Source organism: Ruegeria sp. AM7, assembly GCF_056535965.1.
This window is the reverse complement of sequence record NZ_JBQFJE010000003.1, coordinates 1,697,755-1,720,559: the sequence shown is the minus strand read 5'-3', so window position 1 is coordinate 1,720,559 and position 22,805 is coordinate 1,697,755. Positions and strand designations below refer to the sequence as shown.

Sequence of the window (22,805 nt, the reverse complement as noted above, 5' to 3'; positions counted from 1 at the left end):
CATGAGTGTTCGTGACGCGGTTCTGGCGAACCTTAAAAAAATTACCGATCCGGTGTCCGGTCAGGACATTGTCAGCGCCGGTATCGTGCGCGCGCTGAACGTCGAAGGCGACGCCGTACGCTTTGTGATGGAGATTGACCCAAAGCACGCCGACAAGATGGAGCCCGTACGCGCCACGGCCGAGCAGGCCGCGCAGATGGTGGATGGCGTTACCAAGGCTTCGGCCATGCTGACCGCGCATTCCGACAAGGCGCCGCCGGATCTGAAACCCAAGCCGAAACCAGCGCAGACCGGCCCTCAGCCGGTGGCCGGTGTGGATCGGATCATCGCTGTTGCTTCGGGCAAGGGCGGGGTCGGTAAATCCACCGTATCCGCGAACCTCGCTTGTGCGCTGGCTGCCGAGGGGCGGCGCGTGGGTCTGTTGGATGCGGATGTCTACGGCCCGTCGCAGCCCCGGATGCTGGGTGTCTCGGGGCGTCCGGCCAGCCCGGATGGCAAAACGATCCTGCCGCTGCGCAATCACGGCGTCACCATGATGTCGATGGGGCTGATGACCAACGAAGGGCAGGCGGTTGTCTGGCGAGGCCCGATGCTGATGGGCGCGTTGCAGCAGATGATGAACCAGGTGCAATGGGGCGCGCTGGATGTGCTGATCGTCGACCTGCCGCCCGGCACTGGTGATGTGCAACTGACACTGAGTCAAAAGTTCCAGGTGGATGGCGCCATCGTTGTGTCGACCCCGCAGGACGTAGCCCTGATCGATGCCCGCAAGGGAATCGACATGTTCAACCAGTTGAAAACGCCGATCGTCGGCATGATAGAAAACATGTCGACCCATATCTGCTCGAATTGCGGGCATGAGGAACATGTGTTCGGCCATGGTGGCGTGAAATCCGAGGCTGAATCGCTGGGTGTGCCGCTGCTGGGGGAAATCCCTTTGCATCTGGATATACGCGTGGCAGCAGACGGAGGCGCGCCCATCGTGGTCAGCAAACCCGACAGCCCGCAGGCCGACGCGTTCCGCAAAATCGCCCGCGACTTGATCGCCAAGGGCAACGCATGAGCGAGCCGGTTTTTCCCCCTCTGTTGGTCGGTCACCCGGTGCAGGGGGGACAAGACCCGTTTCAGCGCGCGCAGGCCATGGCCGCGCTGGGATGCGATGCGGGTACCGTGGTTTACAACATTCAGGCTGACCGCTTACGCGTGGCTATCGTCTTTGCACCCGAAGTTCCGCTGCAGGACGCGATGGCGATGCTGCCCTTGTGCGCTGTGGGGTTCCAGAACGCGCTGGGCGCGCTAGCCCCGCCCGAGGTGGCAGTACACCTAGATTGGGACGGTCCGATCTGTGTGAACGGGGCTAAATGTGGGATGTTTCGGGTCGCGGCCTCAAGCACTGCGCCCGAGGAAGAGCCCGATTGGCTGATCGTTGGCTGGGAACTGGCACTGCTGCAAACCAGCGACGCGCCGGGCGAAAATCCAGAAATTACAGCGCTTTATGATGAAGGCTGTGCCGAGGTGTCGCCGACCCAACTGGTCGAAAGCTGGTCGAGGCATATGCTGACATGGCTCAACCGCTGGCAAGAGGACGGAAATGCGCCGCTTCATGCCGAATGGATGGGGCTGCTACGCGGGGTGGGCGAACCCTATGACACAGGTGTCTTTCTGGGCGCCGACGAGCGGTTCGGCATGCTGATCCGCGACGGCGCCGACACAACCCTGCGCCCCTTGACGGATCTACTGGAGAACTAAAGATGAAACTGGCCCGCGCGATCCATTTCGACGAAAGCGACATGAACGTATTTCATTCCCCGGCCCGCACGGGCGAGTGGTGCATCTCGGGCGGGTTCGAGTTTTCGAACTGGGGCGAGGGCGATCTTGAGGGCAAGGCCCGGCAGGCTTTCGCGAACGGATGGCTGGGTGTCGAGACCTTCGGCCGGGTGACATTCGTGGCAGTGACGCAAGTGGAACCAGCCGAGATCGACCAGATTGCGCAGAACCTGGCTGAGCATTTCGTACAAATCTACGGCGCGCCTTCGGTTGAGGCGGCGATGGGCGTCGCGCAAGCCGAAATCACTCATATGTCCGAGCTGTGCGAAGAACATGCGCCCAACACCCTGCTGACCGTCGCCCGTGAACTATCCGAGACGGGTGTGCATGAGGCTTTCCGCATCATCACCCCGCAGGAAACCCAGCTTGAGGCACTGGCCGTGCATGGGTCGCTGGACGAGTAACTAAATTGGTTTCAGCTTAGGGTGCTTCAGCAACTCCATCGGGTCTATGGATTGGTTATTCGGATCAGTGCTGTAGCCTAGTAAGTTGAAATCCGCGCGGAACGTTTCGACGACAATATCTATCATCTCGGAGTTGTAGTGATCCGCAACTACCCTTGATCTATTGGACTTGTTTTGGTGGCTTAAACTGGCTTGGATGTCGACTTTCGCGCAAAAACTCTGGAAGTTGGTGCCTAGGTTTTCCATTCGGCCAACATAGCTGACAAGACATCGGTTCTGTTCGTCCAACAGGAAACTTGTTTGTCTGTAAGGTGAAAGCTCGCCTCCGCAGCGCGTCAATATAAACTCTTTAAAAGAAATGCCTTTGACCGCCTGGTGGTCATGATGAATTTCGGTTTGTTGGATGTAGCTATATAGAGAAATCAACAAGTCGAATGGATTACGAACGAAGGCGACCGAGCGCATTGTCCAATACACTGGACCCAAGCGTTCCAGATAGTCTATCGCCTTGGCATGATCTGGAAGTGGCTGGAACCGCGACTTTTGGTAGATGCCCCTGTTTAACGTTCGACCGTCCAAGCTTTTTAACATCCGCTGCAACGGATTCGGCCGATCAAATTCCTTACGTAACGCCCATGCGACCGAGCTTCCGCCGGTTTTGGGTATGTGGACGAAGACTATTTTATTCCTGGTGCCGATCATCGCATTACATTGCTATATTATTCATATATAGCAATGTAATTGACGCTTATTAATCTATATTAGATCGGCAAAACCCCCAAATTGTCCACGCTTGAAAATCAACCCCTTGCCTGTGCGGTACATCACCTTTTCGACCTGGCCAATCAGGATAAGGTGATCTCCGGCATCGTGTTGGGCGTTTAGCGTGCAATCAAACCGAGCAAGGCAACCAGACAGGTGGGGGCGCTTGGCATGGTCAGCTATCCAATCTGCGTGCGAGAAGTCTTCGCCATTTTCGGCAAACTTCAGTGCTTGATCCTGCTGATCTTCGGCCATGACATGGATCGAATAATGCTGGCAGTTATGGAACGCGCCGAACCGGTTTGAGTCCTTTGCAAGGCACCAAAGAACCAGAGGCGGATCCAGCGAGACCGATGAAAACGAATTCACCGTGATCGCCCGCGGCCCCATTTCGGTATGCGTTGTCACAACGGTGACCCCTGTTCCGAAACAGCCCAAGGCTTCGCGGAAAGCGATGCTTTGGTCGGGGGATGGGGTGAAAGTGGTCTCGGTCATCACGCGCTCATTCAGTGGCCGCGCCTCAGGTGCCACGGCCCAATGAAATTGTCCACGAAAAGCTGCGCTTGAAACTGTATTTTTCCAGCCTAGTTCAGATCTTCCAGTAAGCGTCCGTGCTGACGGGTCGCCTCGATCACCGCGCCAAAGGTGGTCATGCCGCGCGCCTCAAGCATCGGTAACATACGAACCAGCGCCTCGGCCGTTGCGACCGCATCCCCCAGCGCCGTATGTCGCAACTCTGGCGGGATAGTGATGTCGAGCCTATCACATACGGCGTCCAACGTGTGTGTGTCACTGGCGCCGAACAGAACGGCGGATAGTAGGACAGTATCCAGAATTGGGTGGTTCCACTCAACGCCCATCCGGTTGGCATGACGGCGCAGAAATGCCATGTCGAATGGCGCATTATGGGCAACTATCACCGCGTCCTGCGCAAATTGGTGAAAGACCCGGCCAGCCTCGGCGATTCCAGGCGCGCCCGAGACCATATTGTCTGTGATCTTGTGAACCTTGGTCGAGGCAGCAGGGATTGGCATACCGGGGTTGACCAATATATCCAGCCGTTCGCCTTCAATTATCCGGCCATTTACGACACGCACTGCTCCGATCTGAACAATTTCGTCCCTATGTGGCAGCAGTCCCGTGGTTTCGGTATCGAACACAACAAAGCAAAGCTCACGCAGATCAAGTGTACGCAGTTCCTTATTGGCAGCCGAGTTCAATAGGGCAAAGTCATAGACCAGCGGCCGCGCGGCCTCGGGCGCGATGTTTGTGGCACTGTCGTCAAAAATCAGCATGTAACCTGGCGCGTCGCCCAACGGTTTCATGCGTGCCATATAGGTTTGTGTGCCGTCGATATTTGTCAGCGTGCAACCGACCTCAAGCCCTGTTTTGGTAAGTTTGGCAAAGGCTTGCTCCAAGGGACCCATCTGAAAATACTCGGACATCGACGCATTCAGGCGGGGATGTGAAATCTGCGCCAGAACTTCGGCCGCCTGACCATCATAGAGCACGATCTTATGCGTCGGGCTGGCCAGCAGCATGGCGACCGGAATGTCGGTCAGCAAGGCTGTCAGCTTCTGCTTTTCGGCAGCCAGATGGGCGGTTTCAGCAGCGACGGCTTCGGCTACGCTCATAGTCTTCTCTGACAGTTGGTCGGCCAGACCAGCCGCAGCAGGGGCCAGATCACCCAGGTAACGCGCGGCCTCAACATCCATTTCCCTATTGACGCCTGCGTGTGCGCGCGCGCGCAGCTCAGCCGAAAGACGCTCGATCGGCTTGGCGACGTTGTCATCAAACAGCAACCAAACGGCGGCTATCAGTGCCACAAAACCAAAAGCCATCAGGATTTCAGCAAAGATGAAGGCGTTGACCAATGCAGGATCTGCAACGCGCCGATAACTGATCCACAAGGCGAGAGAACTGACAGCTAACCCGCCTACAGCCAGCAGGCAAAAAAACAGGAAAATGCGTAAGCGCAGGCTTAACCGGGTCAGCATGTTACACTCCGCAGGTGGCCTCGATGATGGGGTCGTTGGCTTCCGCGTTGATCCAGTCAGCGTTCAGCAGCTGACCTTCGGATCCGAATTCGGCCCCGTCCGCCAGATTGGCGCGCTGGTTCTGTGCGCAATCCACAGCGACCGGCAGCTTGGAAACCGGGGACCAGCGCCCAAAAAAGTAAAGGTCTACCAACCGTTGCTCGGGTACCTGTTCGTTGGTCCGAACCGAGGCTGTGTCAATCGCGGCAAAACGTTCAACAAACGGGGCCGCATAGGTCCAGGGGCGGTAAAACGCGCGGCTTTCGATTTCTTGAATAACCGCCATACCTTCGGGCAGAGTATCTTTGGTGCGGTCATACCAGGAATATTCGCTGGAAATGGTCATTCCGATCATCCCCAAACCGGCCGCAACAGGGGCAGCCCACTTTGGCAAGCGACCGCCCGTCACCTTGTTCACCAGCATCACGACGCCAGCAAAAGCGACGCCTGCGAAGATTGTGGCGATCAGTTCCAGGAACATTGCGTTTCTCCCAATTTCGGCCGGTTCAACCCAGCATACCTTTTCCGTGTCCCACCGCCGATTGCATCGTCTTGATCACGACGAACGCGTCCCGAAGATGGCTGCGTTCGAAATCGGACAGGGCCGAGGGTGGCATGAAGTTGTCCGGCTTTTCGCCACTTTTTACAAGCCGCACCTGGTGTTCCAGCCGGGTTTCAGCAATCAGATCATATGCATCCAGCAGATCTCGCGCTCCGGACTCGCTTAGTACACCTGCCGCTCCAGCCGCGCGTAAACGCGCGCGCGTGTTCGCCTCGGGAAGCTTGCCTTGCAAGCTGTATATCCGGGCCAGATCGACGACGGGAACGACACCGTTGTGCTTTAGATCCAGTGTATTGCGGTGCTCACCTGACCGGATCGTCGCAAATCCCCGTAACAAGCCAAGCGGAGGCGTGTGTTTCAATGAGTTTGAAATCATGTGCGCCACAAAGATCGAATTCGCCCGGGCCGCAACCAGCGTATCGGCTTGCAGCTTGTCGAACAGCTCGAATGCGCCACCGATCGGGCGTAGGTCAAACATGACGGATGCCAGCATTTGTGCTTCGGGATTTGGCTTGGCGATCCAACTTTTGAAATAGTCGCGCCACACCTGTACCGGTTGGCACCAGCGCGGGTTTGTCGCCATCATGTCGCCGGGGCAATAGAAGTACCCGCATGTGTCCAGCCCGTCCGATACAAACTGTGCCAACGCATGGAAATAGGGCATGTCACTGTCGGTCACGCTGTCGTCCAGCATCAGGCAATTGTCCTGATCAGAAACACCAGTCTGTTCCTGCCGCCCTTGCGATCCGCAGGCCAGCCACAGATAGGGAACGGGGGGCGGGCCAAGCTTGGCTTCGGCCAAGGCTAACAGTCGACGGGTGGCTGTGTCAGCGATATCCGTGATCAGGCGCGTGACGATCTCGTGCCGGTTTCCTGCGGCAACAAGCTGTACCAGAAGCTGCGGGATTTCGTCGGTCACCGCAGCCATCTGTTGCGCTGTCTCCGCGGCTGCGATTTGGCGCACAAGTTCGGCCGAATTGACGGCCTGATAATGGGTCAGGTCGGTTTGTGTGACGATACCGACTAACTGCCCACCTTCGGAGATAGGGACATGGCCAATCCCCCGTTCCATCATGATATGTAGAACATCCGAGCCGATATCGGAAGGTGACAGGGTAATCGGGTTAGCGGTCATAATCGCGGCAACGGGCGTGTCCGCTGGCATTTCGTCCGCGACAAACTTGCCGGAAACGTCGCGCAGGGTTGCGATGCCAAGCAGAGTGTCCTGATCCGTCACGCACAGCGATGAGATATGCTTGTCGCGCATCAGCTGCGCGGCTTCGCGGACTGGTGTGTCAGGCGGGCAGGTGGCTGGGTTGCGCGCCATGAGAACGTCGATCGAACTGGTGGCCAGACTCTGTGGTCCCGCGCGTGTGGTGCGGCTGCGGTTGAAGAACTTTGCGACGACTTCATGTCCGGCGATCAATTCGCGCACCAGATCCGGAGGCAAAAGCAACAGTACCGATGAGGCGTCGGCGCGTGCCTTGGTGATTGCCTTGCCATCCTTCAATAGCCCGCGTTCACCGAATGAGTTTCGTAGACCAAGATGCGAAACGACGACATCGTTTCGGTCTTTGATCTCAATCTGTCCCTCATAGATCACAAAAACACCGGGTAAAGAATGACCCAGTTTGTAGACCGTGAAGTCCTCTTCGACCTCCCACACCTCGATCTGGTGTGCGATGGCATCCAAGACATTCGCTGGTAGGGCATCGTACGGGTGTACGGATTTCAAAAACCGGGTGATCTCATCATGGGACAGGGGCATGGAATACTCCTCGGTTTCCGGTTTAAAAATCCCGCCCGGTGGAGTGCCGGGCGGGAGTAGTCAGTCGAAAGACGCGGCCTTTGGCAAGTAGGCTTTGGGCCGCATCATGCTCATTTATTCTGAGCTGCACCCGCGCCACGGGGAATGCGGACGCTTTCGACCAGATCTTTGATCTCCTGCGGAGTTTCCTTGGTCGCACCGGCCACGAAGTAGGCAACGGCAAAGTTGACCATGGCACCGATCGCCCCGAACGAGGTCGACTTGATCGGACCCAGCAGCGGATCAGCATCTGTGAAAGAGTTGGTGCCCGGAATGAACAGCCAGCCCTTATGCAGGAAGATGTAGATCAGCGTCACGGTCAGACCGGCCAGCATACCCGCGACCGCGCCCGCGTTGTTGATGCGGGTCGAGAAGATACCCATCATCAGCGCCGGGAAGATCGAGGCCGCCGCCAGACCGAAGGCCAAGGCCACCGTCTGCGCCGCGAAGCCCGGAGGATTCAGGCCCAGCCATGTTGCCACAGCAATCGCCACGGCCATTGCAATACGCGCCGACAGAAGCTCGCCTTTTTCCGAGATCTGCGGGTTGATCGCACCCTTGATCAGGTCGTGGGACACCGCCGACGAGATCGCCAGCAACAGACCCGCAGCGGTCGACAGAGCAGCCGCAAGACCACCAGCCGCGACCAGACCGATTACCCAACCCGGCAGGTTGGCAATTTCGGGGTTGGCCAGAACCAGAATGTCACGGTTGAACTTGGTCAGCTCGTTTCCAACCCAGCCTTTTTCCTCGGCAATTGCCTGCAGGTCGGCATTCGCGTCGTTATAGTACTGGATTTTACCGTCACCGTTCTTGTCTTCCCAATCCAGAAGACCGGTTTTCTGCCATGTCTGCATCCAGTCATAGCGCGGGTCGTTGTCGATGTCCTCGACTGAGACAGCGCCACCTTCGATGCCACCATTGGGCCACATCATGTCGGTGATGTTCAGACGCGCCATTGCACCAACAGCCGGAGCAGTCAGGTACAGCAGGGCGATGAACACCAACGTCCAACCAGCCGACCAACGTGCGTCAGACACTTTGGGAACGGTGAAGAAGCGCATGATCACGTGCGGCAGACCGGCAGTACCGATCATCAGCGACAGCGTGAACAGCACCATGTTCAGCGTGTTCGAGTGGTGCGCTGTATATTCGGCAAAGCCCAGCTCGGTCACGATGGCATCCAGCTTGGTCAGCAGGGGCTCACCGCCAGCGGTGTCACCAAACAGACCCAGCGCCGGAACCGGCGTACCTGTCAGCTGCAGCGAGATGAAGATCGCCGGGATGGTATAGGCCATGATCAGCACGCAGTACTGAGCAACCTGGGTGTAGGTCACACCCTTCATCCCACCAAACACCGCGTAGGCAAAGACCACACAGGCACCGATCAGAAGACCGGATGTGTTCGACACCTCAAGGAAACGACCAAAGGCCACGCCAACGCCGGTCATCTGACCGATCACGTAGGTCACCGATGCAACGATCAGACAGATCACGGCAACGACACGTGCGGTTTGGCTGTAGAAACGGTCGCCGATGAATTCCGAGACGGTGTATTTGCCGAACTTACGCAGATAAGGTGCAAGCAGCAGAGCCAGAAGCACGTAGCCACCGGTCCAACCCATCAGGAAGGTCGAGTTGTCATAGCCTGTAAAGGCAATCAGGCCCGCCATCGAGATGAACGAGGCCGCTGACATCCAGTCCGCTGCTGTCGCCATACCGTTGGTGACCGGGTGAACGCCGCGACCGGCGGCGTAGAATTCCGATGTAGACCCCGCGCGGGCCCAGATCGCGATGCCGATGTACAGCGCAAAAGACGCGCCGACAAACAGCAGGTTGATGGTAAACTGGTCCATGCTGTTACTCCTCGTCCACGCCGTATTCAGCGTCCAGCTTGTTCATGCGCCAGGCGTAGTTGAAGATCAGCACCAGAAAGACCAGGATCGAACCCTGCTGTGCGAACCAAAAGCCCAGATCTGTACCACCCACGGAAATACCCGAAAGCAGCGGACGCAGCAGAATGCCGAATCCAAACGACACCAGCGCCCAGATCACAAGGCTGATGTAAATTAGGCGCAGGTTGGCCTGCCAATAGCCCTTGTCGGACTCGGCAGCCTGCGCGGAGTTTGATGATTGATCCGCCATTGCGGGTTCCTCCTTCGCTTTTTCGCCGTACGGCCTGGCACACAACTCCTCAAGTGCGTCAGGTCGCTTTGCGATTGTGCCCAACGCCCCGTGACGTCAGGTAAAACTTCTCGGTTCTGCCAAGGCAGTTCCTTCGAAGTATTCTGATTTAGGATTAAAGCCCTGTGCTTTGATCCACCCTTTAAGTCATGACCTCTTGCACATACCCTTGCAGGTCGATTGAGATGTCATCTATCTGGCCCATTGCGTCGATACCCTTCAGCACACCCTGGGCCTGATAGTAGTCAATCAGCGGTGCCGTCTGCGCGTGATAGGCCGTCAGCCGGGACGCAACAGTTTCAGCGTTATCATCTGCGCGCCGTTTGAACTCTGAGCTGCCGCATTTGTCGCATTTTCCTTCAACCGCGGGCAGTTTGAACGTGTCGTGGTAGCCTTCACCGCACATGCCGCAGGTGTAGCGACCCGAAATCCGGATCACCATTTCAGCGTCTTCTACCTCGAGGCTGATGGCCGAATTGATCTTTTGCCCAGATTCGGCCAACACAGTGTCCAGCGCCTGTGCCTGAACCGTGGTGCGAGGAAAGCCGTCAAGGATGATTCCTTTCGCGCAGTCCGGCTCGGCCAGTCGATCGCGCAGGATCGCGATGACAATATCGTCGCTGACCAGATCTCCGGCCTCCATCACGGCTTTGGCGGCCAAACCTGCTTCAGTCCCGGCCGCGACGGCAGCACGCAGCAAGTCTCCGGTACTGAGTTGAACCAAACCGAACTTCTGTTCAAGCATACGAGCCTGTGTACCCTTCCCGGCACCCGGAGGGCCGAGAAGGATAAGGACGACGGGTGTGGTGATCGTGGCAGCGTCCATCACATCCTCACTTGTTCGCGCGGTTTTCAATCAGGTCTTCGACCACCGACGGATCGGCGAGCGTCGAAGTATCCCCCAGCGCGCCAAAGTCATCCTCGGCGATTTTGCGCAGGATGCGGCGCATGATCTTGCCCGAGCGCGTTTTCGGCAAGCCCGGTGCCCACTGGATCACATCCGGCGAGGCAATCGGTCCAATCTCGGTCCGCACCCAGGTGCGCAGTTCTTTCAGCAGCTCATCCGAGGGGGTGCGATCATTCATCAAGGTGACATAACAATAGATGCCTTGTCCTTTGATTTCATGCGGATATCCCACCACGGCGGCTTCGGCCACAGCGGCGTGGGCAACCAGCGCGCTTTCAACCTCGGCGGTGCCCATGCGGTGGCCCGAGACGTTGATCACGTCATCGACGCGGCCTGTGATCCAGTAATCGCCATCTTCATCCCGACGGCACCCATCACCTGTGAAGTAGTAGCCTTTGTAATCCGAGAAATAGGTCTTTTCGAACCGCTCATGATCACCCCAAACGGTACGCATCTGACCGGGCCAGCTATCCTTGATGCACAGCACGCCTTCGACCCCGTTGCCGCTGATTTCCACACCCGATTGCGGGTCCAGAACCACTGGCTGAATGCCAAAGAACGGCTTCATTGCCGCGCCGGGCTTCATAGCGTGCGCACCGGGCAGGGGGGTCATCAGATGACCGCCGGTTTCGGTTTGCCACCAAGTGTCCACGATAGGGCATTTGCCCTTGCCGATCACCTCATTATACCAGTTCCAGGCTTCTGGGTTGATCGGTTCGCCGACAGTGCCCAGAAGGCGCAGGTCGCTCAGGTCGTGCTTCTCGACAAACTCGTTGCCCTGACCCATCAGCGCGCGGATCGCGGTGGGGGCTGTATAGAATTGGTTGACCTTGTGCTTCGCGCAAACCTCCCAGAAACGGCCCGCATCGGGGTATGTCGGGACGCCTTCAAACATCAGCGTTGTAGCGCCGTTGGCCAGCGGACCGTAAACGATGTAGCTGTGGCCTGTGACCCAGCCGACGTCCGCAGTACACCAGTAAACATCACCCTCGTGATAGTCGAATGTTACCTCATGGGTCAGCGCGGCGTAGACCAGATAACCGCCGGTCGTGTGAACGACGCCTTTGGGCTGGCCGGTCGAGCCAGAGGTGTAAAGAATGAACAGCGGGTCTTCGGCATTCATCTCGGTGGGGGCGCAATAGTCGTCGGCCTCCAGCGCCATTTCGTTGTAGTCGTAGTCGCGACCGTTGATCCATGTGGTTTGACCGTTAGTCCGCTTGACGACGAGGCATTTCACCGTGTCCTTACAATGCAGCAGCGCCGCATCTGCGTTGGATTTCAGCGGGGTCTTGCGGCCGCCACGCGGGGCTTCGTCCGCTGTGATGATGACCTTGGCGTCACAGCCATTGACCCGTGCCGCCAGCGCATCGGGCGAGAAGCCGGCAAACACGATCGAATGGATTGCGCCGATACGGGCACAGGCCAGCATTGCGTAAGCAGCCTCGGGGATCATCGGGAGGTAGATGACAACTCGATCACCTTTGCGCACACCCATTGATTCCAGGATGTTGGCCATTCGGCAGGTGCGACGGTGCAGTTCGGCATAGGTAATGTGCTGAGCGGGATCAGTTGGATCATCCGGCTCCCAGATGATCGCGGTTTGATCTCCACGGGTTTTCAGGTGGCGATCCAGGCAGTTGGACGAAACATTCAGAGTACCATCGGCGTACCAGTTAATACCGACCGAGCCGAAATCGTAGCTGACATCCTTGACCTGGGAATAGGGTTTGATCCAGTCGATACGCTTTCCCTGTTCGTCCCAGAAGGCAACAGGATCGTTGACGGAGGCTGCATACATCTCGTTGTATTTGTCGGCATCGACATGTGCACGGGCAACAGTGTCTGCTGATGGCGGATAGGTTTTGGCATCTGCCTGGGCAGCGGTTGTCATTCTGAGGCTCCTCCCTCTGGACTAAATTTCGTGGGGCCGAATTTTGCCTGCTAAACTGACAATGTCGACCCGCTTCCTCCCCATACCGAATAATACGGAGAACAGAAAACAAGGGAATAAATTACCGGAAACTATGGATTAGTTTGTAAAAAAATTTCTCTAAATGCCGTTGAGATGAAAACATTTTTGGATCATGTTGATAATAATCTATTAATAACAAGATGATAATTGTAACGGATTTCCATCTTCGTGTTTGCGTTGGCTGGGCCCAAAAATGGCATCGGAAATTCATCTTTAGCGTGTTAGCGGTCACTTGATCTGATGATCTTGGTTCCGCGAAATCTTCCGGGGGTTGGCACACTCAGATGTTGGCGCTAGCTTTGACATCAAGCGCTTCGACAAGGGGCGCAGACAAGGGAGAGATCATAATGAAAAAGATGCTGAGCGGTGCCGCTGTCGCCGCCCTGACCGTTGCCTTCGCATCCGAGGCCGCGGCAACCGAATGGAGCGCCTCGGTCTGGGGTAAACGCCGCGCCTTTACCGAGCACGTTGAAAAGCTGGCCGAGCTGGTCAGTGAAAAAACCGGCGGTGAATTCACTATCAATGTAAGCTACGGGGGCTTGTCCAAGCCGCGTGAGAATCTGGACGGCATTGAAATCGGCGCGTTCGAGATGGCGCAGTTCTGCGCTGGCTATCACCGGGACAAAAACCGCGCCATCACTGTGCTTGAACTCCCATTTCTGGGCGTAAGCAACCTTGAAGAAGAGGTTGCCGTCAGCCACGCGGTTTACGATCACCCGGCGGTGAAAGATGAGATGGCACAGTGGAATGCGCGCATCATCATGACCTCACCCATGCCACAGTATAATCTTGTCGGCACGGGTGACCCGCGCGACAAGCTGGCCGATTTTGACGGTATGCGTGTGCGCGCCACCGGCGGTCTGGGTCAGGCGTTCGAAGCGGTTGGGGGTGTCCCGACCTCGGTTCCTGCGACTGAGGCGTTCAATGCGATGGAATCGGGTGTTGTAGACACTGTGGCCTTCGCCCAGCACGCTCATCTGTCCTTCGGCACCATCAACGAGGCGGATTGGTGGACCGCGAACCTTAATCCCGGCACGGTGAACTGCCCGGTCGTGGTGAATATCGACGCTTATGAAGCGCTGCCTGCCGAGCACCGAGAGGCGCTGAACAGCTCGATTGATGAGGCGATTGACCATTACCTCGCCAATTATGGTGGCCTTCTGGAGCAATGGGACAGCGTCCTGTCCGAGAAGGGCGTCGCCAAAGTTGAAATCGACGATGCCGTAATCGAGGAGTTCCGCACAAAAGCGGCTGATCCGATCCGCGAGCAGTGGATTTCGGACATGTCAGCACAGGGTCTGCCTGCGCAAGACCTCTATGATCTGGTTCAGGCAACATTGAAGCAACAGCGCGGCGGTAACTGATCACTAAGTCCGGGTGCCTGTTCGGCGCCCGGACACCTATAAAGACAACAGGGGAACACCGGCATGGCAGGACAGGCCACGGTGCTTGAAGACGGCAGCCGTCTCAGCCGTCTGGATCATCATCTATTGCGATTGGAGAAGTTCCTGGCGCTCATCAGCGGGGTTGCTGTCTTTGGGCTGATGGTTCTGGCGGTGGTATCCGTAAGTGGGCGCAATGCGTTTAACGCACCTTTGCCCGGCTATGTGGATTGGATCGAACAGGCCATGCCGCTGATCGCGTTCCTTGGCATATCCTTTGTCCAGCGGGATGGCGGGCACATCCGCATGGATATCGTCATCTCACGCCTGCACGGGCGTGCGCTGTGGCTCTTCGAGCTGATCTCGGTCGTATTGATCCTTGTTCTGATGCTGGCCCTTGTCTGGGGCAGCTGGTCCCATTTCGACCGCTCGTTCGATTTCGGCGCACCGTTGTGGAGCCGCGACAGCTCAATCGACATCAGTATCCCGCTGTGGCCTGCGAAACTGTTGGCTCCGGTTGCGTTTTCGGTCCTGTGTCTGCGGCTGATCCTACAAATCTGGGGCTATGGTCGCGCTTTTGTATTGGGGCTGGAAAACCCCGTAGCTGTACCTCTGATACAGGATGTCGCCGCCCAGGCGGCTGCCGAGGCCGAGCAATTCGAAGGGCAGGACTAAATGGACACGATCGATATCGGCCTGTGGGTCACAGGCGGCCTTCTGGTTCTGGTCGTCACTGGGATGCGCGTGGCCTTTGCGGCAGGCTTGGCAGGTTTGGTTGGGCTGGTCTGGATTTTCTGGGCCAAATTCGGCTATGACCCCGACCGCTTTGGCAAAGCACTGACCGTGGCTGTCAAAACGGCGGGACAAGTGCCCCATTCCAAGGTTGCCGCCCATACGCTCAGCCTGATCCCGACCTTCATCCTGATTGGCTATCTTGCCTACTATGCAGGTCTGACCCGAGCGCTATTTGAAGCTGCCAAACGATGGGTCGCCTGGGTGCCCGGCGGGTTGGCGGTGTCCACCGTCTTCGCCACGGCTGGCTTTGCGGCAGTGTCGGGCGCTTCGGTCGCCACTTCTGCCGTGTTTGCGCGCATCGCCATCCCCGAGATGCTGAAGGTCGGCTATAATAAGCAATTCGCGGCCGGCGTGGTCGCTGCTGGCGGAACGCTGGCCTCGCTGATCCCGCCCTCTGCGATTCTGGTGATCTACGCGATCATCGTTGAACAGGATGTGGGGAAACTGCTGTTGGCGGGTTTCATTCCGGGCGCATTCTCGGCAGTCATATACGGCCTGCTGATTGTGGGTATCGCGGTTATTTTCAAATCTGTCGGTCCGCCCGTAACCGGGTTCACCTGGAAACAGCGCTTTGCCGCTTTGCCCGGCGCGTTCCCCATCGTCGCCGTGATCCTCATCATCATCTGCTTCGTCTACAACCCATTTGGCGACAAGGCCTGGGGCACCCCCACCGAAGGCGGCGCTATCGGAGCCTTCATCGTCTTCTGTTTTGCCCTGTTTCACGGAATGCGTTGGACTGAGCTGAAATCCGCGCTGCTGGAAACAGCCAAACTGACGGCGATGATCTTCTCGATCATCTGGGGCGTTCTGATCTATGTTCGGTTCCTCGGTTTCGCGGATCTGCCCGGCGCATTCTCGGATTGGATCACATCGCTTGAGATGTCGCCCATGTTGATCCTGATCTGCATCCTGTTGGCCTATGCGGTTTTGGGAATGTTCATGGACGCCATAGGGATGCTTCTGTTGACCTTGCCGGTGGTTTACCCTGCGGTGATGGCCTTGAACGGGGGCGAGACAGTCAGCGCGGCTGACAGCGCTTTTGGTATGTCTGGTCCAATGTGCGCGATCTGGTTCGGGATACTGGTTGTAAAAATGGCAGAGTTCTGCCTGATCACGCCGCCTATTGGTCTTAACTGTTTTGTTGTCGCTGGCGTACGACCAGATTTAAGCGTTCAGGATGTATTCAAGGGCGTAACACCGTTTTTTATCGCGGACGCAGTCACTATCGCGCTTCTGGTCGCGTTTCCCGGTATCGTGCTCTACTTACCATCGTTGGCGGGATAGAAAGCTCTTTGCGAGGCTCTGCCTCGCGCTTCGGGATATTTGCTGCCAGATGAAAATAGGATCCCTTGCTTCATCTGGCCAAAAATACCTCGGGGGAGTCGCCCGCAGGGCGGCGGGGGCAGCGCCCCCGGTTTAGCCAGCGCGCATCAACATGCCGAACAGATCTCTGGGGTCGTCCGGGTCCGCCAACATGTCCAACGGTTCATAGAAATTCGTGCCTTCGATGGCGGTTTTGATAAACCTTAGCGCCGAGAAATCCTCGATTGCGAAGCCAACACTGTCAAACAGTGTAATCTGCCGGTCGTCTTTACGGCCTGTGGCTTGACCGGTCATGACCTGCCACATCTCGGTCACGGGATGATCCGAGGACAAGGCCTGTATTTCGCCTTCAATCCTTGTCTGCTCGGGATACTCGACAAAAATCTCCGAGCGGAGAAGGATATCTCGGTGGAGTTCGGTTTTTCCGGGGCAATCTCCTCCGATTGCGTTTATGTGAACGCCGGGCCCAACCATGTTATCTGTAAGTATGGTTGCGTATTTCTTGTCTGCTGTGCAGGTCGTAATAATCTGCGCGCCTTCGATGGCATCCTCGGGCGTTTTGCAGAGAACAACGGTCAGTCCTGAATTCTTGAGGTTCGCGGCGCATTTTTCGGTGGCGTTGGCGTCAGTGTCGTACAGGCGAACGGTGTTGATGTTGCACATCGCCTTGAAGGCGAGGCATTGGAACTCGGATTGCGCACCGTTTCCAATCATGGCCATCGTTGTGGCGGATTTGGGGGCAAGGTAACGACCCACAAGGGCCGACGTGGCCGCTGTTCGCAAGGCTGTCAGCAATGTCATTTCCGTCAGCAGGGTAGGGTACCCGGTGTAGACATCTGCCAGCAGTCCAAATGCTGTGACGGTCTGAAGGCCCTCAGATGTGTTTTTGGGATGGCCGTTGACGTATTTGAACCCATACGCCTCGCCGTCAGAGGTGGGCATCAACTCAATAACCCCATGCGGGGAATGGGCGGGAATGCGCGGTGTCTTGTCGAAGCTTTCCCACCTTTTGAAATCAGCTTCGATCTGCGCCGCGATCTGAGTGATCATGTGTTCCACGCCGATGTGGTGCACCAGTCGCATCATGTTGTCGACAGATACAAATGGAACGAGGGCTTTATCGGACGGTTGGGTCATCAGAAACTCCGGGTCGGTCGGTCGAAGATGCGCCGTCCCAGAAGGGACGCGGCCAGATCGACCATCAATTTTGCAGTGCGGCCGCGCTCATCGAGAAACGGGTTGAGCTCGACCAGGTCAAGCGAACAGACAAGGCCGCTTTCGTGCAGCAGCTCCATGACCAGATGCGCTTCGCGTTCGGTCGCTCCACCGGGTACGGTCGTTCCCACAGCTGGTGCGATGGAGGGGTCCAGAAAGTCGACGTCCAGCGACACGTGCAGCATCCCGTTTGCGGTGCGAACGCGTTCGAGAAAGGCCATAAGTGGTGCTTTGATGCCGTGTTCGTCGATGCTGCGCATGTCTGCCAACATGACGTGATCTTTTTCCAGCTGGGCCCGTTCGGCAGGGTCGACCGAGCGCAGCCCAATCATGCCAACTCGGTCCGTCGGGACTGGTGCAGTGATCGGTGGGAAAGCCTCAAAGCCCGATTGGCCGGTGAAATAGGCAACAGGTGTTCCGTGCAGGTTGCCACTGTCGGTACTCTGCGGTGTGTGAAAATCGCTATGTGCGTCAAGCCACAGTACAAACAGGGGGCGGCCAAGCTTCTGTGCGTGTTCGGCCATACCAGAAACGGTCCCCATCGACAGGGCGTGATCTCCGCCCATGAATATCGGCATGCCCTTTTGGGCCGCGTCTTGAGCAGCCCGGTTCAATGCACGGGTCCAACCGATACATTCAGGCAGCGCGAATAGGTGCGAATTTTCAGCCACATCCAATTGGTCGGGGACGACGTCGCCAATATCCTGAACAGCATGCCCAAGACTGTTGAGAGCGGTCTGCAACCCTGCGACCCGATAGGCGTCGGGGCCCATCCGACAGCCCTGTCGGCGTTTACCCGAATCCATAGGGCTGCCAACCAGTATGATATTTGTGTTTTTCATGTGCTTATTTACGCAGTCATAGTGGGTTGCGAAAAGTCATCAAAATGCTCAAAAAGAACTTTGATATCTCGAAATGGAAAGCTGACGTGGACGAACTGGACAATCGACTGTTAAGTGCACTGCATCGCGATGCGCGCGCATCCCTGTCTGAACTTGCTGAAACGCTTGGCGTAACACGCACGACTGTTCGCAGTCGGTTGCAGCGGCTCAAGCAATCGGGCGAGATCGTGGGTTTCACAGTCCTGACCCGACAGGATGTGGCCCAAAGTCCGGTTCGTGGCTTAATGATGCTTGAGATCGAGGGCCGCGGCACCGAGCGTACGATGGCCCGTATATCAGCCATGCCCGAAGTGCGCGCCGTTCATTCAACCAACGGTAGCTGGGACCTCATAGCCGAGATCAGCACAGATACCTTGGCCGACTTGGACGTAGTCCTGTTTCAAATCCGCCGGATGGAGGGGATCACCCGATCAGAAACCAATCTGCTTTTGTCCACGCGTAAGGGCCGAATGTAAGAGCCGTAGTGCTTTGAGGTTCAACGAATTTGTGTAAAACTGTTGCAGCACGCAAGCAATCAAAACCTAAAGAGCAGAGAACAGACATGACCGATCAGGATACCGGCCAAGACCTCTGGGCTGTTCGTTTGGCTGAACGTGTGGCCGGGTTTCTGGAACGCCCCTGGATTAAAATCCTGGTCCCCGTTCTGGTCATGCTGGTGGCTTTGACTGTCCTGCACGAGTTGTCTTCGCACGTAAAATGGTCCGATGTGCAGTCGGATGTAGCTAACACTTCTTGGAAGTTGATGCTTTTTGCGCTGTGCTGGACGATGGTCAGCTTCCTGTCGCTGTCGCTTTATGACGTGTTCGCTGTGCAAAGCGTGGCGGATGGCGAAGTGCCATTGCCAGTGGCGGGAATGGCCGGGGCTTGCGGATATGCCGTGTCGAACTGCCTAGGGTTCTCGTATATTACAGGGACCGCGATCCGGTATCGGATCTATGCATCTTTGGGTCTGGATCTGAGCAGAGTTGCGGGGGTCATCGCGACCTCGTGGATTGCGTTCTGGTCAGGCATGGTGCTTCTTTTGGGCATCCTTCTAACGCTGCATCCTGATGGGATATCCAAGGTTATTCCGATAAGTGACACAACCGAGACGGTGATCGGCCTGTGTATGCTTGCCGCATTGCTGGGTCTGTTCCTGTGGCTTGCCAATGGTGGGCGACGTCTGGCCTATGGGGGCGTGGGCTTCAACCTGCCAAACGGCAAGTTAGCCAGTCTTCTGACGCTTGCTGCGCTGGGGGATTTGTTTGGCGCGTCGATGGTGCTTTATACGTTGATGCCCAGTGATCTGGGCGTCGGGTTCCCGTATTTCTTCACCATATTCATTGCGGCAATCGCGGTCGGTATTGTTAGTCACGCTCCAGGCGGTATCGGCGCGTTTGAGGCCACCATGATCGCAGGTTTGGGGGCCTCGGGTCGTTCGGATGTGATCGCCGCATTGCTGCTGTACCGTCTGGTTTACACGTTTCTGCCCTTCGTGATCGCCAGCCTCTCGATTGCGGTCGCCTCGGCGCTGAGTCATCGGCACCACATCACAGGTGCCGCCACGTGGGTGTATCGCGTTATCCGACCCATCGTTCCAATGGTCGCAGCCGGCGTTGCTGCGGTTGCAGGTGTCGTTTTGCTGGTGTCGGGTGCTCTGCCAGCCAGCAGTGAAAACCTTGGGGTTTTGCGGGATGTCCTGCCGCTGTCATTTGTTGAGGCATCGCATCTGGTCGGTAGCGCGGTGGGCGTATTGCTTTTGCTGGTGTCGCGCGGCCTTTTCCGCAAGCTGTACCGCGCGTGGGTGGTTGCGATGTTGCTTATGGTGGCTGGCTTTGGGGCCTCGATTGCGAAAGGGTTGGATACGCATGAAGCGATCAGCATGTTGGCCACGATTGGGGTGTTGGCCATGTTCCGCGATGCCTTCTATCGGGTGAGCGGCGCGTCGATTTTTCGTTTGAATATTCCGTGGCTGGTCAGCGTCATGGCCCTGTTGGCCGTGATTTTCTGGATCGGTCTGTTTGCCTATTCCCATGTCGAATATCAGAATGCCCTATGGTGGGAATTCGCGTGGAACGGCGACGCCTCGCGGTTTTTGCGCTCTAGTCTTGTGGTGGCATTAATCCTTGGGGTCGTGGCCGTGACCTCTCTGTTCGGACGCGAAATTCCTGTGCCGGAACGCACCGAGATCCCCCCAGTTGTTGAACGGTTGGTGATGGAGAGCGAGGATACTGAATCCCAGATTTCCCTGACCGGGGACAAGCAGTTCCTGATCGCCCCCGATGACAGCGCGTTTCTGGCCTATGCCGATACCGGCAACGCACTGATCACCAAGGGCGAGCCGGTGGGAGATGAAAAAGCCGGGCAGCAACTGATCTGGCAGTTGCGTGAGATGGCGGATCGCGAAGGCAAGCTGTGCGCGTTCTACAGCGTCTCGACGAAATACCTGCCGACTTTTCTGGATCTTGGCCTGTCGATCCTGAAAATCGGTGAGGTCGCCCGCGTGCCACTCAAGGATTTCTCGCTGGATGGTAAATCGCGCAAACGGTTCCGGCAGGCGAAAAACCGAGCTGAGCGTGAGGGCTATGTCTTTGAGATCATTCGCAAGGAAGACCTTGCGCCTATTTTGCCAGAGCTGCGGAAAATCTCGGATGACTGGCTGGCCCAGAAGGCCGGAGAGGAGAAGGGGTTTGCGCTTGGCGGGTTCGATGACGACTATCTGTCCTATTTCGACCACGCCGTGTTGCGTGAAAGCGAAGGCGGGCGGATCGTGGCCTTCGCCAACCTGTTTCAGGGCGGCCAAAAATCGGAACTCTCACTGGACTTGATGCGATATGAACCTGACAGCGCCAGCTTCGTCATGGACGCGCTATTTGCCGAGATGATGGCATGGGGTGCCGAGCAGGGGTTCCAGTGGTTCTCATTGGGCGCTGCACCGTTTTCAGGGATCGAGAACCGGCAACTGGCGTCATTCTGGAACCGGGTCGGCGGGTTCGTCTATGAACATGGCGAGCAGTTCTATCACTTTGAAGGGCTGCGCAGTTTCAAACAGAAATTCGACCCGGAATGGAGCCCGAACTATCTGGCCAGCCCCGGTGGGCTGGCGGCTCCGCGCATCTTGTACGAAGTGAACATCCTGATCTCGGGCGGGTTGCGAGGGCTGACGAAATAGCCCTTAGTTCAGGCTGGCGCGCGTCGGGTCTTGTTCCAGCAGGTCGCCCCAATCGGTGCGATAGGCCATCTCAGCTAGTACCGTTTCAGGCAGGAATTCCTGATTTTGTCGGATCTGCCAACCGCCGCCCAGACCTTTGTAAACAGCAACCAGATTGCTGGACACCTGCTGGCGCGCCTCGATCAGATTGGCTTGCGAATTCAGCAATGCCGTCTGCGTGTTCAGGATGCGAGAATAATCCACGATGCCGTCCCGGTATTGATCCACAGCAATCTCGGCCGCGCGGCGCGAGGCAGCGACGCTGTTTTCATAAAACCCTACCTGCTTGCGCGATTGGGTATAAGCGACCATGGCGCTTTCAACCTCGGAATAGGCGGTCAGGACGGTGTTCTGATAGTTCGCGATCAACGCCTGATAGGCGGCGTCCTGCGCGCGGACATTGTTCTTGATCCGGCCATAGTTCAGCACGTTCCACACCACGCCCGCATTGGCCAGACCGGTTGAACTGGCTGATGTGAACAGGTCACGCCCACCGGACGCCTGCACGCCGATCGAGCCTGACAGGATGAATTGCGGATACAGGTCTGCGATCGCGATCCCAACCTGCGCCGATTGGGTGGCTGCGGCCAGTTCCGCTGCGCGCACGTCGGGACGGCGGCGTAGCAGTTCGGCAGGAACACCTACGGCGACGTTTGACCGGGCCGAGGGGATACGCCCGGAATTGCCCAACAGACTGGTCATGCGCGAGGGTGTCGTGCCCAGCAGAACCGCCAGCGCATTCTTGGTCTGTTGCAGATCGCTTTCCAGCTCGGGCACCAGTGCCTTGGTGTTGTTCAGAAGGGCAGTGGATTCCTGCACGTCCAATTCAGTCGTGACGCCATTGTTGAAGCGCAACTGGGTCAGGTCGGCCGATTCCTGTTGAAGTTGTATATTGTCCCGTGCGACCGCCAATGACTCCTGCAGGGCGCGGATATTGACATAGAGCGCGGCCACATCGCCCGTCAGCGTCACCAGCGCGTCATCGTAATTGGCCACCTGCAACGCAAGATTGGACCGCGCCGCCTGCACGCCGCGCCGTTGCTGGCCCCAGACGTCCAGTTCCCATTGTGCGTCAAACCCGGCTTGCGATGTCGAAAACTCGGTGTCCAGCGGGATGATCTCGCGAATATCGGCAATTGGGCCAAGGTTTTCGCTGACTTGCCGCCGCTCGATCGAGGCGCCGATGGCTTGGGACTGGGGGTAAAGCTCGCCAAACGCGATGCCCAACTGCGCACGGGCCTGCAATACGCGAGCCCCGGCAACTTGCAGGTCGAGGTTCTGAGCATAAGCCTCGTTGATCAGCCTATTGAGAGTGGGGTCATTGAATGTCTCCCACCATTTGACCACAGGCGCGCTGCGCGAGGTCAAACCGCTGGGGCCGACACTGGGGCTGTTAACCTCGATCCATTCCTTCACGACCGGCGAGTTCGGGCGCACGAAATCCGGACCTACCGGTGCGCATCCGGCCAACAGGGCGGCGCATAGCACGGTGCCCATCAGTTGGCGGGTCAGGCGGGTTCGTTTCATGCGCTATGTC

20 protein-coding genes are annotated in these 22,805 nt (G+C 57.3%); 8 read left to right on the top strand and 12 right to left on the bottom strand.

Annotated features, from left to right (window positions below):
- The first annotated feature begins 1 nt into the window (after nt 1).
- From ACR3EG_RS12520 to ACR3EG_RS12510, 3 genes are read left to right on the top strand one after another with little or no spacing between them, the layout of a single operon-like run.
- Nucleotides 2–1,063, top strand: a complete 1,062-nt coding sequence (locus tag ACR3EG_RS12520) for an Mrp/NBP35 family ATP-binding protein (RefSeq protein ID WP_480496157.1) — start codon at nt 2–4, stop codon at nt 1,061–1,063.
- A complete protein-coding gene (locus tag ACR3EG_RS12515; RefSeq protein WP_480496156.1) occupies nt 1,060–1,749 on the top strand; it encodes a biotin/lipoate--protein ligase family protein in 690 nt (229 codons plus the stop codon). The genes ACR3EG_RS12520 and ACR3EG_RS12515 overlap by 4 nt, the downstream gene beginning before the upstream one ends.
- A gap of 2 nt (nt 1,750–1,751) precedes the next feature.
- Entirely contained in the window at nt 1,752–2,231 is a 480-nt protein-coding gene (locus tag ACR3EG_RS12510; protein WP_170750768.1) for a DUF6505 family protein, read from the top strand.
- Here ACR3EG_RS12510 and ACR3EG_RS12505 read toward each other — a convergent pair whose 3' ends face one another.
- From ACR3EG_RS12505 to acs, 9 genes are all read right to left on the bottom strand, one after another.
- Complete coding sequence (locus tag ACR3EG_RS12505) at nt 2,232–2,933, bottom strand: sulfotransferase family 2 domain-containing protein (RefSeq protein WP_480496155.1); 702 nt, start codon at nt 2,931–2,933, stop codon at nt 2,232–2,234.
- A 54-nt stretch (nt 2,934–2,987) separates the two neighbouring features.
- Complete coding sequence (locus ACR3EG_RS12500; RefSeq protein ID WP_480496153.1) at nt 2,988–3,488, bottom strand: flavin reductase family protein; 501 nt, start codon at nt 3,486–3,488, stop codon at nt 2,988–2,990.
- 89 nt (nt 3,489–3,577) lie between these two features.
- Nucleotides 3,578–4,990 carry a 3'-5' exonuclease gene (locus ACR3EG_RS12495; RefSeq protein WP_480496152.1) on the bottom strand — a complete coding sequence of 471 codons (1,413 nt, stop codon included), beginning with the start codon at nt 4,988–4,990 and terminating at the stop codon, nt 3,578–3,580.
- Nucleotide 4,991: 1 nt separating this feature from the next.
- Nucleotides 4,992–5,510, bottom strand: a complete 519-nt coding sequence (locus ACR3EG_RS12490) for a hypothetical protein (protein ID WP_480496150.1) — start codon at nt 5,508–5,510, stop codon at nt 4,992–4,994.
- Between the two features lie 25 nt (nt 5,511–5,535).
- Nucleotides 5,536–7,359 (bottom strand): DUF294 nucleotidyltransferase-like domain-containing protein, encoded by a 1,824-nt coding sequence (locus tag ACR3EG_RS12485; protein WP_480496149.1) that lies wholly within the window; start codon nt 7,357–7,359, stop codon nt 5,536–5,538.
- A 110-nt stretch (nt 7,360–7,469) separates the two neighbouring features.
- Nucleotides 7,470–9,254, bottom strand: coding sequence for a sodium:solute symporter family protein (locus ACR3EG_RS12480; RefSeq protein WP_480496148.1), 1,785 nt, complete (start codon nt 9,252–9,254; stop codon nt 7,470–7,472).
- 4 nt (nt 9,255–9,258) lie between these two features.
- Nucleotides 9,259–9,543: a DUF4212 domain-containing protein gene (locus ACR3EG_RS12475; protein ID WP_170352909.1), complete on the bottom strand. Its 285-nt coding sequence runs from the start codon at nt 9,541–9,543 to the stop codon at nt 9,259–9,261.
- A gap of 181 nt (nt 9,544–9,724) precedes the next feature.
- Entirely contained in the window at nt 9,725–10,408 is a 684-nt protein-coding gene (locus ACR3EG_RS12470; RefSeq protein WP_480496146.1) for an adenylate kinase, read from the bottom strand.
- Between the two features lie 7 nt (nt 10,409–10,415).
- Nucleotides 10,416–12,380 (bottom strand): acetate--CoA ligase, encoded by a 1,965-nt coding sequence (gene acs / locus ACR3EG_RS12465; protein ID WP_480496145.1) that lies wholly within the window; start codon nt 12,378–12,380, stop codon nt 10,416–10,418.
- A gap of 428 nt (nt 12,381–12,808) precedes the next feature.
- On the opposite strand from acs, the gene dctP reads away from it, so the two are divergent.
- The 3 genes from dctP (at nt 12,809) to ACR3EG_RS12450 (ending at nt 15,922) form a co-directional block, all read left to right on the top strand.
- Complete coding sequence (gene dctP / locus ACR3EG_RS12460) at nt 12,809–13,825, top strand: TRAP transporter substrate-binding protein DctP (protein ID WP_480496143.1); 1,017 nt, start codon at nt 12,809–12,811, stop codon at nt 13,823–13,825.
- A 63-nt stretch (nt 13,826–13,888) separates the two neighbouring features.
- Nucleotides 13,889–14,518: a TRAP transporter small permease subunit gene (locus ACR3EG_RS12455; protein WP_480496141.1), complete on the top strand. Its 630-nt coding sequence runs from the start codon at nt 13,889–13,891 to the stop codon at nt 14,516–14,518.
- Entirely contained in the window at nt 14,519–15,922 is a 1,404-nt protein-coding gene (locus tag ACR3EG_RS12450; protein ID WP_209196515.1) for a TRAP transporter large permease, read from the top strand.
- A 132-nt stretch (nt 15,923–16,054) separates the two neighbouring features.
- Here the strand turns inward: ACR3EG_RS12450 and ACR3EG_RS12445 are convergent, their stop codons facing one another.
- Nucleotides 16,055–17,098 carry an ornithine cyclodeaminase gene (locus tag ACR3EG_RS12445; RefSeq protein WP_480496139.1) on the bottom strand — a complete coding sequence of 348 codons (1,044 nt, stop codon included), beginning with the start codon at nt 17,096–17,098 and terminating at the stop codon, nt 16,055–16,057.
- On the bottom strand, nt 17,098–18,018 hold the full coding sequence (gene rocF, locus ACR3EG_RS12440; RefSeq protein ID WP_480496137.1) for an arginase: 921 nt from the start codon (nt 18,016–18,018) through the stop codon (nt 17,098–17,100). Before rocF ends, ACR3EG_RS12445 begins: the two co-directional genes overlap by 1 nt.
- A gap of 86 nt (nt 18,019–18,104) precedes the next feature.
- Between rocF and ACR3EG_RS12435 the strand changes: the two genes are divergently transcribed.
- Both ACR3EG_RS12435 and mprF read left to right on the top strand, forming a co-directional pair.
- Entirely contained in the window at nt 18,105–18,533 is a 429-nt protein-coding gene (locus ACR3EG_RS12435; protein ID WP_480496572.1) for an Lrp/AsnC family transcriptional regulator, read from the top strand.
- An 86-nt stretch (nt 18,534–18,619) separates the two neighbouring features.
- Nucleotides 18,620–21,229, top strand: coding sequence for a bifunctional lysylphosphatidylglycerol flippase/synthetase MprF (gene mprF / locus ACR3EG_RS12430; protein ID WP_480496135.1), 2,610 nt, complete (start codon nt 18,620–18,622; stop codon nt 21,227–21,229).
- 3 nt (nt 21,230–21,232) lie between these two features.
- Here the strand turns inward: mprF and ACR3EG_RS12425 are convergent, their stop codons facing one another.
- Nucleotides 21,233–22,795, bottom strand: a complete 1,563-nt coding sequence (locus tag ACR3EG_RS12425) for an efflux transporter outer membrane subunit (RefSeq protein ID WP_480496133.1) — start codon at nt 22,793–22,795, stop codon at nt 21,233–21,235.
- Nucleotides 22,796–22,805: the final 10 nt, after the last annotated feature.

What these genes read in the sequence shown, in the direction of transcription:
- ACR3EG_RS12520 (WP_480496157.1), top strand. Translation starts at nt 2, where the DNA reads ATGAGTGTTCGTGACGCGGTTCTGGCGAACCTTAAAAAAATTACCGAT.
- ACR3EG_RS12515 (WP_480496156.1), top strand. Translation starts at nt 1,060, where the DNA reads ATGAGCGAGCCGGTTTTTCCCCCTCTGTTGGTCGGTCACCCGGTGCAG.
- ACR3EG_RS12510 (WP_170750768.1), top strand. Translation starts at nt 1,752, where the DNA reads ATGAAACTGGCCCGCGCGATCCATTTCGACGAAAGCGACATGAACGTA.
- ACR3EG_RS12505 (WP_480496155.1), bottom strand. Translation starts at nt 2,933, where the DNA reads ATGATCGGCACCAGGAATAAAATAGTCTTCGTCCACATACCCAAAACC.
- ACR3EG_RS12500 (WP_480496153.1), bottom strand. Translation starts at nt 3,488, where the DNA reads ATGACCGAGACCACTTTCACCCCATCCCCCGACCAAAGCATCGCTTTC.
- ACR3EG_RS12495 (WP_480496152.1), bottom strand. Translation starts at nt 4,990, where the DNA reads ATGCTGACCCGGTTAAGCCTGCGCTTACGCATTTTCCTGTTTTTTTGC.
- ACR3EG_RS12490 (WP_480496150.1), bottom strand. Translation starts at nt 5,510, where the DNA reads ATGTTCCTGGAACTGATCGCCACAATCTTCGCAGGCGTCGCTTTTGCT.
- ACR3EG_RS12485 (WP_480496149.1), bottom strand. Translation starts at nt 7,359, where the DNA reads ATGCCCCTGTCCCATGATGAGATCACCCGGTTTTTGAAATCCGTACAC.
- ACR3EG_RS12480 (WP_480496148.1), bottom strand. Translation starts at nt 9,254, where the DNA reads ATGGACCAGTTTACCATCAACCTGCTGTTTGTCGGCGCGTCTTTTGCG.
- ACR3EG_RS12475 (WP_170352909.1), bottom strand. Translation starts at nt 9,543, where the DNA reads ATGGCGGATCAATCATCAAACTCCGCGCAGGCTGCCGAGTCCGACAAG.
- ACR3EG_RS12470 (WP_480496146.1), bottom strand. Translation starts at nt 10,408, where the DNA reads ATGGACGCTGCCACGATCACCACACCCGTCGTCCTTATCCTTCTCGGC.
- acs (WP_480496145.1), bottom strand. Translation starts at nt 12,380, where the DNA reads ATGACAACCGCTGCCCAGGCAGATGCCAAAACCTATCCGCCATCAGCA.
- dctP (WP_480496143.1), top strand. Translation starts at nt 12,809, where the DNA reads ATGAAAAAGATGCTGAGCGGTGCCGCTGTCGCCGCCCTGACCGTTGCC.
- ACR3EG_RS12455 (WP_480496141.1), top strand. Translation starts at nt 13,889, where the DNA reads ATGGCAGGACAGGCCACGGTGCTTGAAGACGGCAGCCGTCTCAGCCGT.
- ACR3EG_RS12450 (WP_209196515.1), top strand. Translation starts at nt 14,519, where the DNA reads ATGGACACGATCGATATCGGCCTGTGGGTCACAGGCGGCCTTCTGGTT.
- ACR3EG_RS12445 (WP_480496139.1), bottom strand. Translation starts at nt 17,098, where the DNA reads ATGACCCAACCGTCCGATAAAGCCCTCGTTCCATTTGTATCTGTCGAC.
- rocF (WP_480496137.1), bottom strand. Translation starts at nt 18,018, where the DNA reads ATGAAAAACACAAATATCATACTGGTTGGCAGCCCTATGGATTCGGGT.
- mprF (WP_480496135.1), top strand. Translation starts at nt 18,620, where the DNA reads ATGACCGATCAGGATACCGGCCAAGACCTCTGGGCTGTTCGTTTGGCT.
- ACR3EG_RS12425 (WP_480496133.1), bottom strand. Translation starts at nt 22,795, where the DNA reads ATGAAACGAACCCGCCTGACCCGCCAACTGATGGGCACCGTGCTATGC.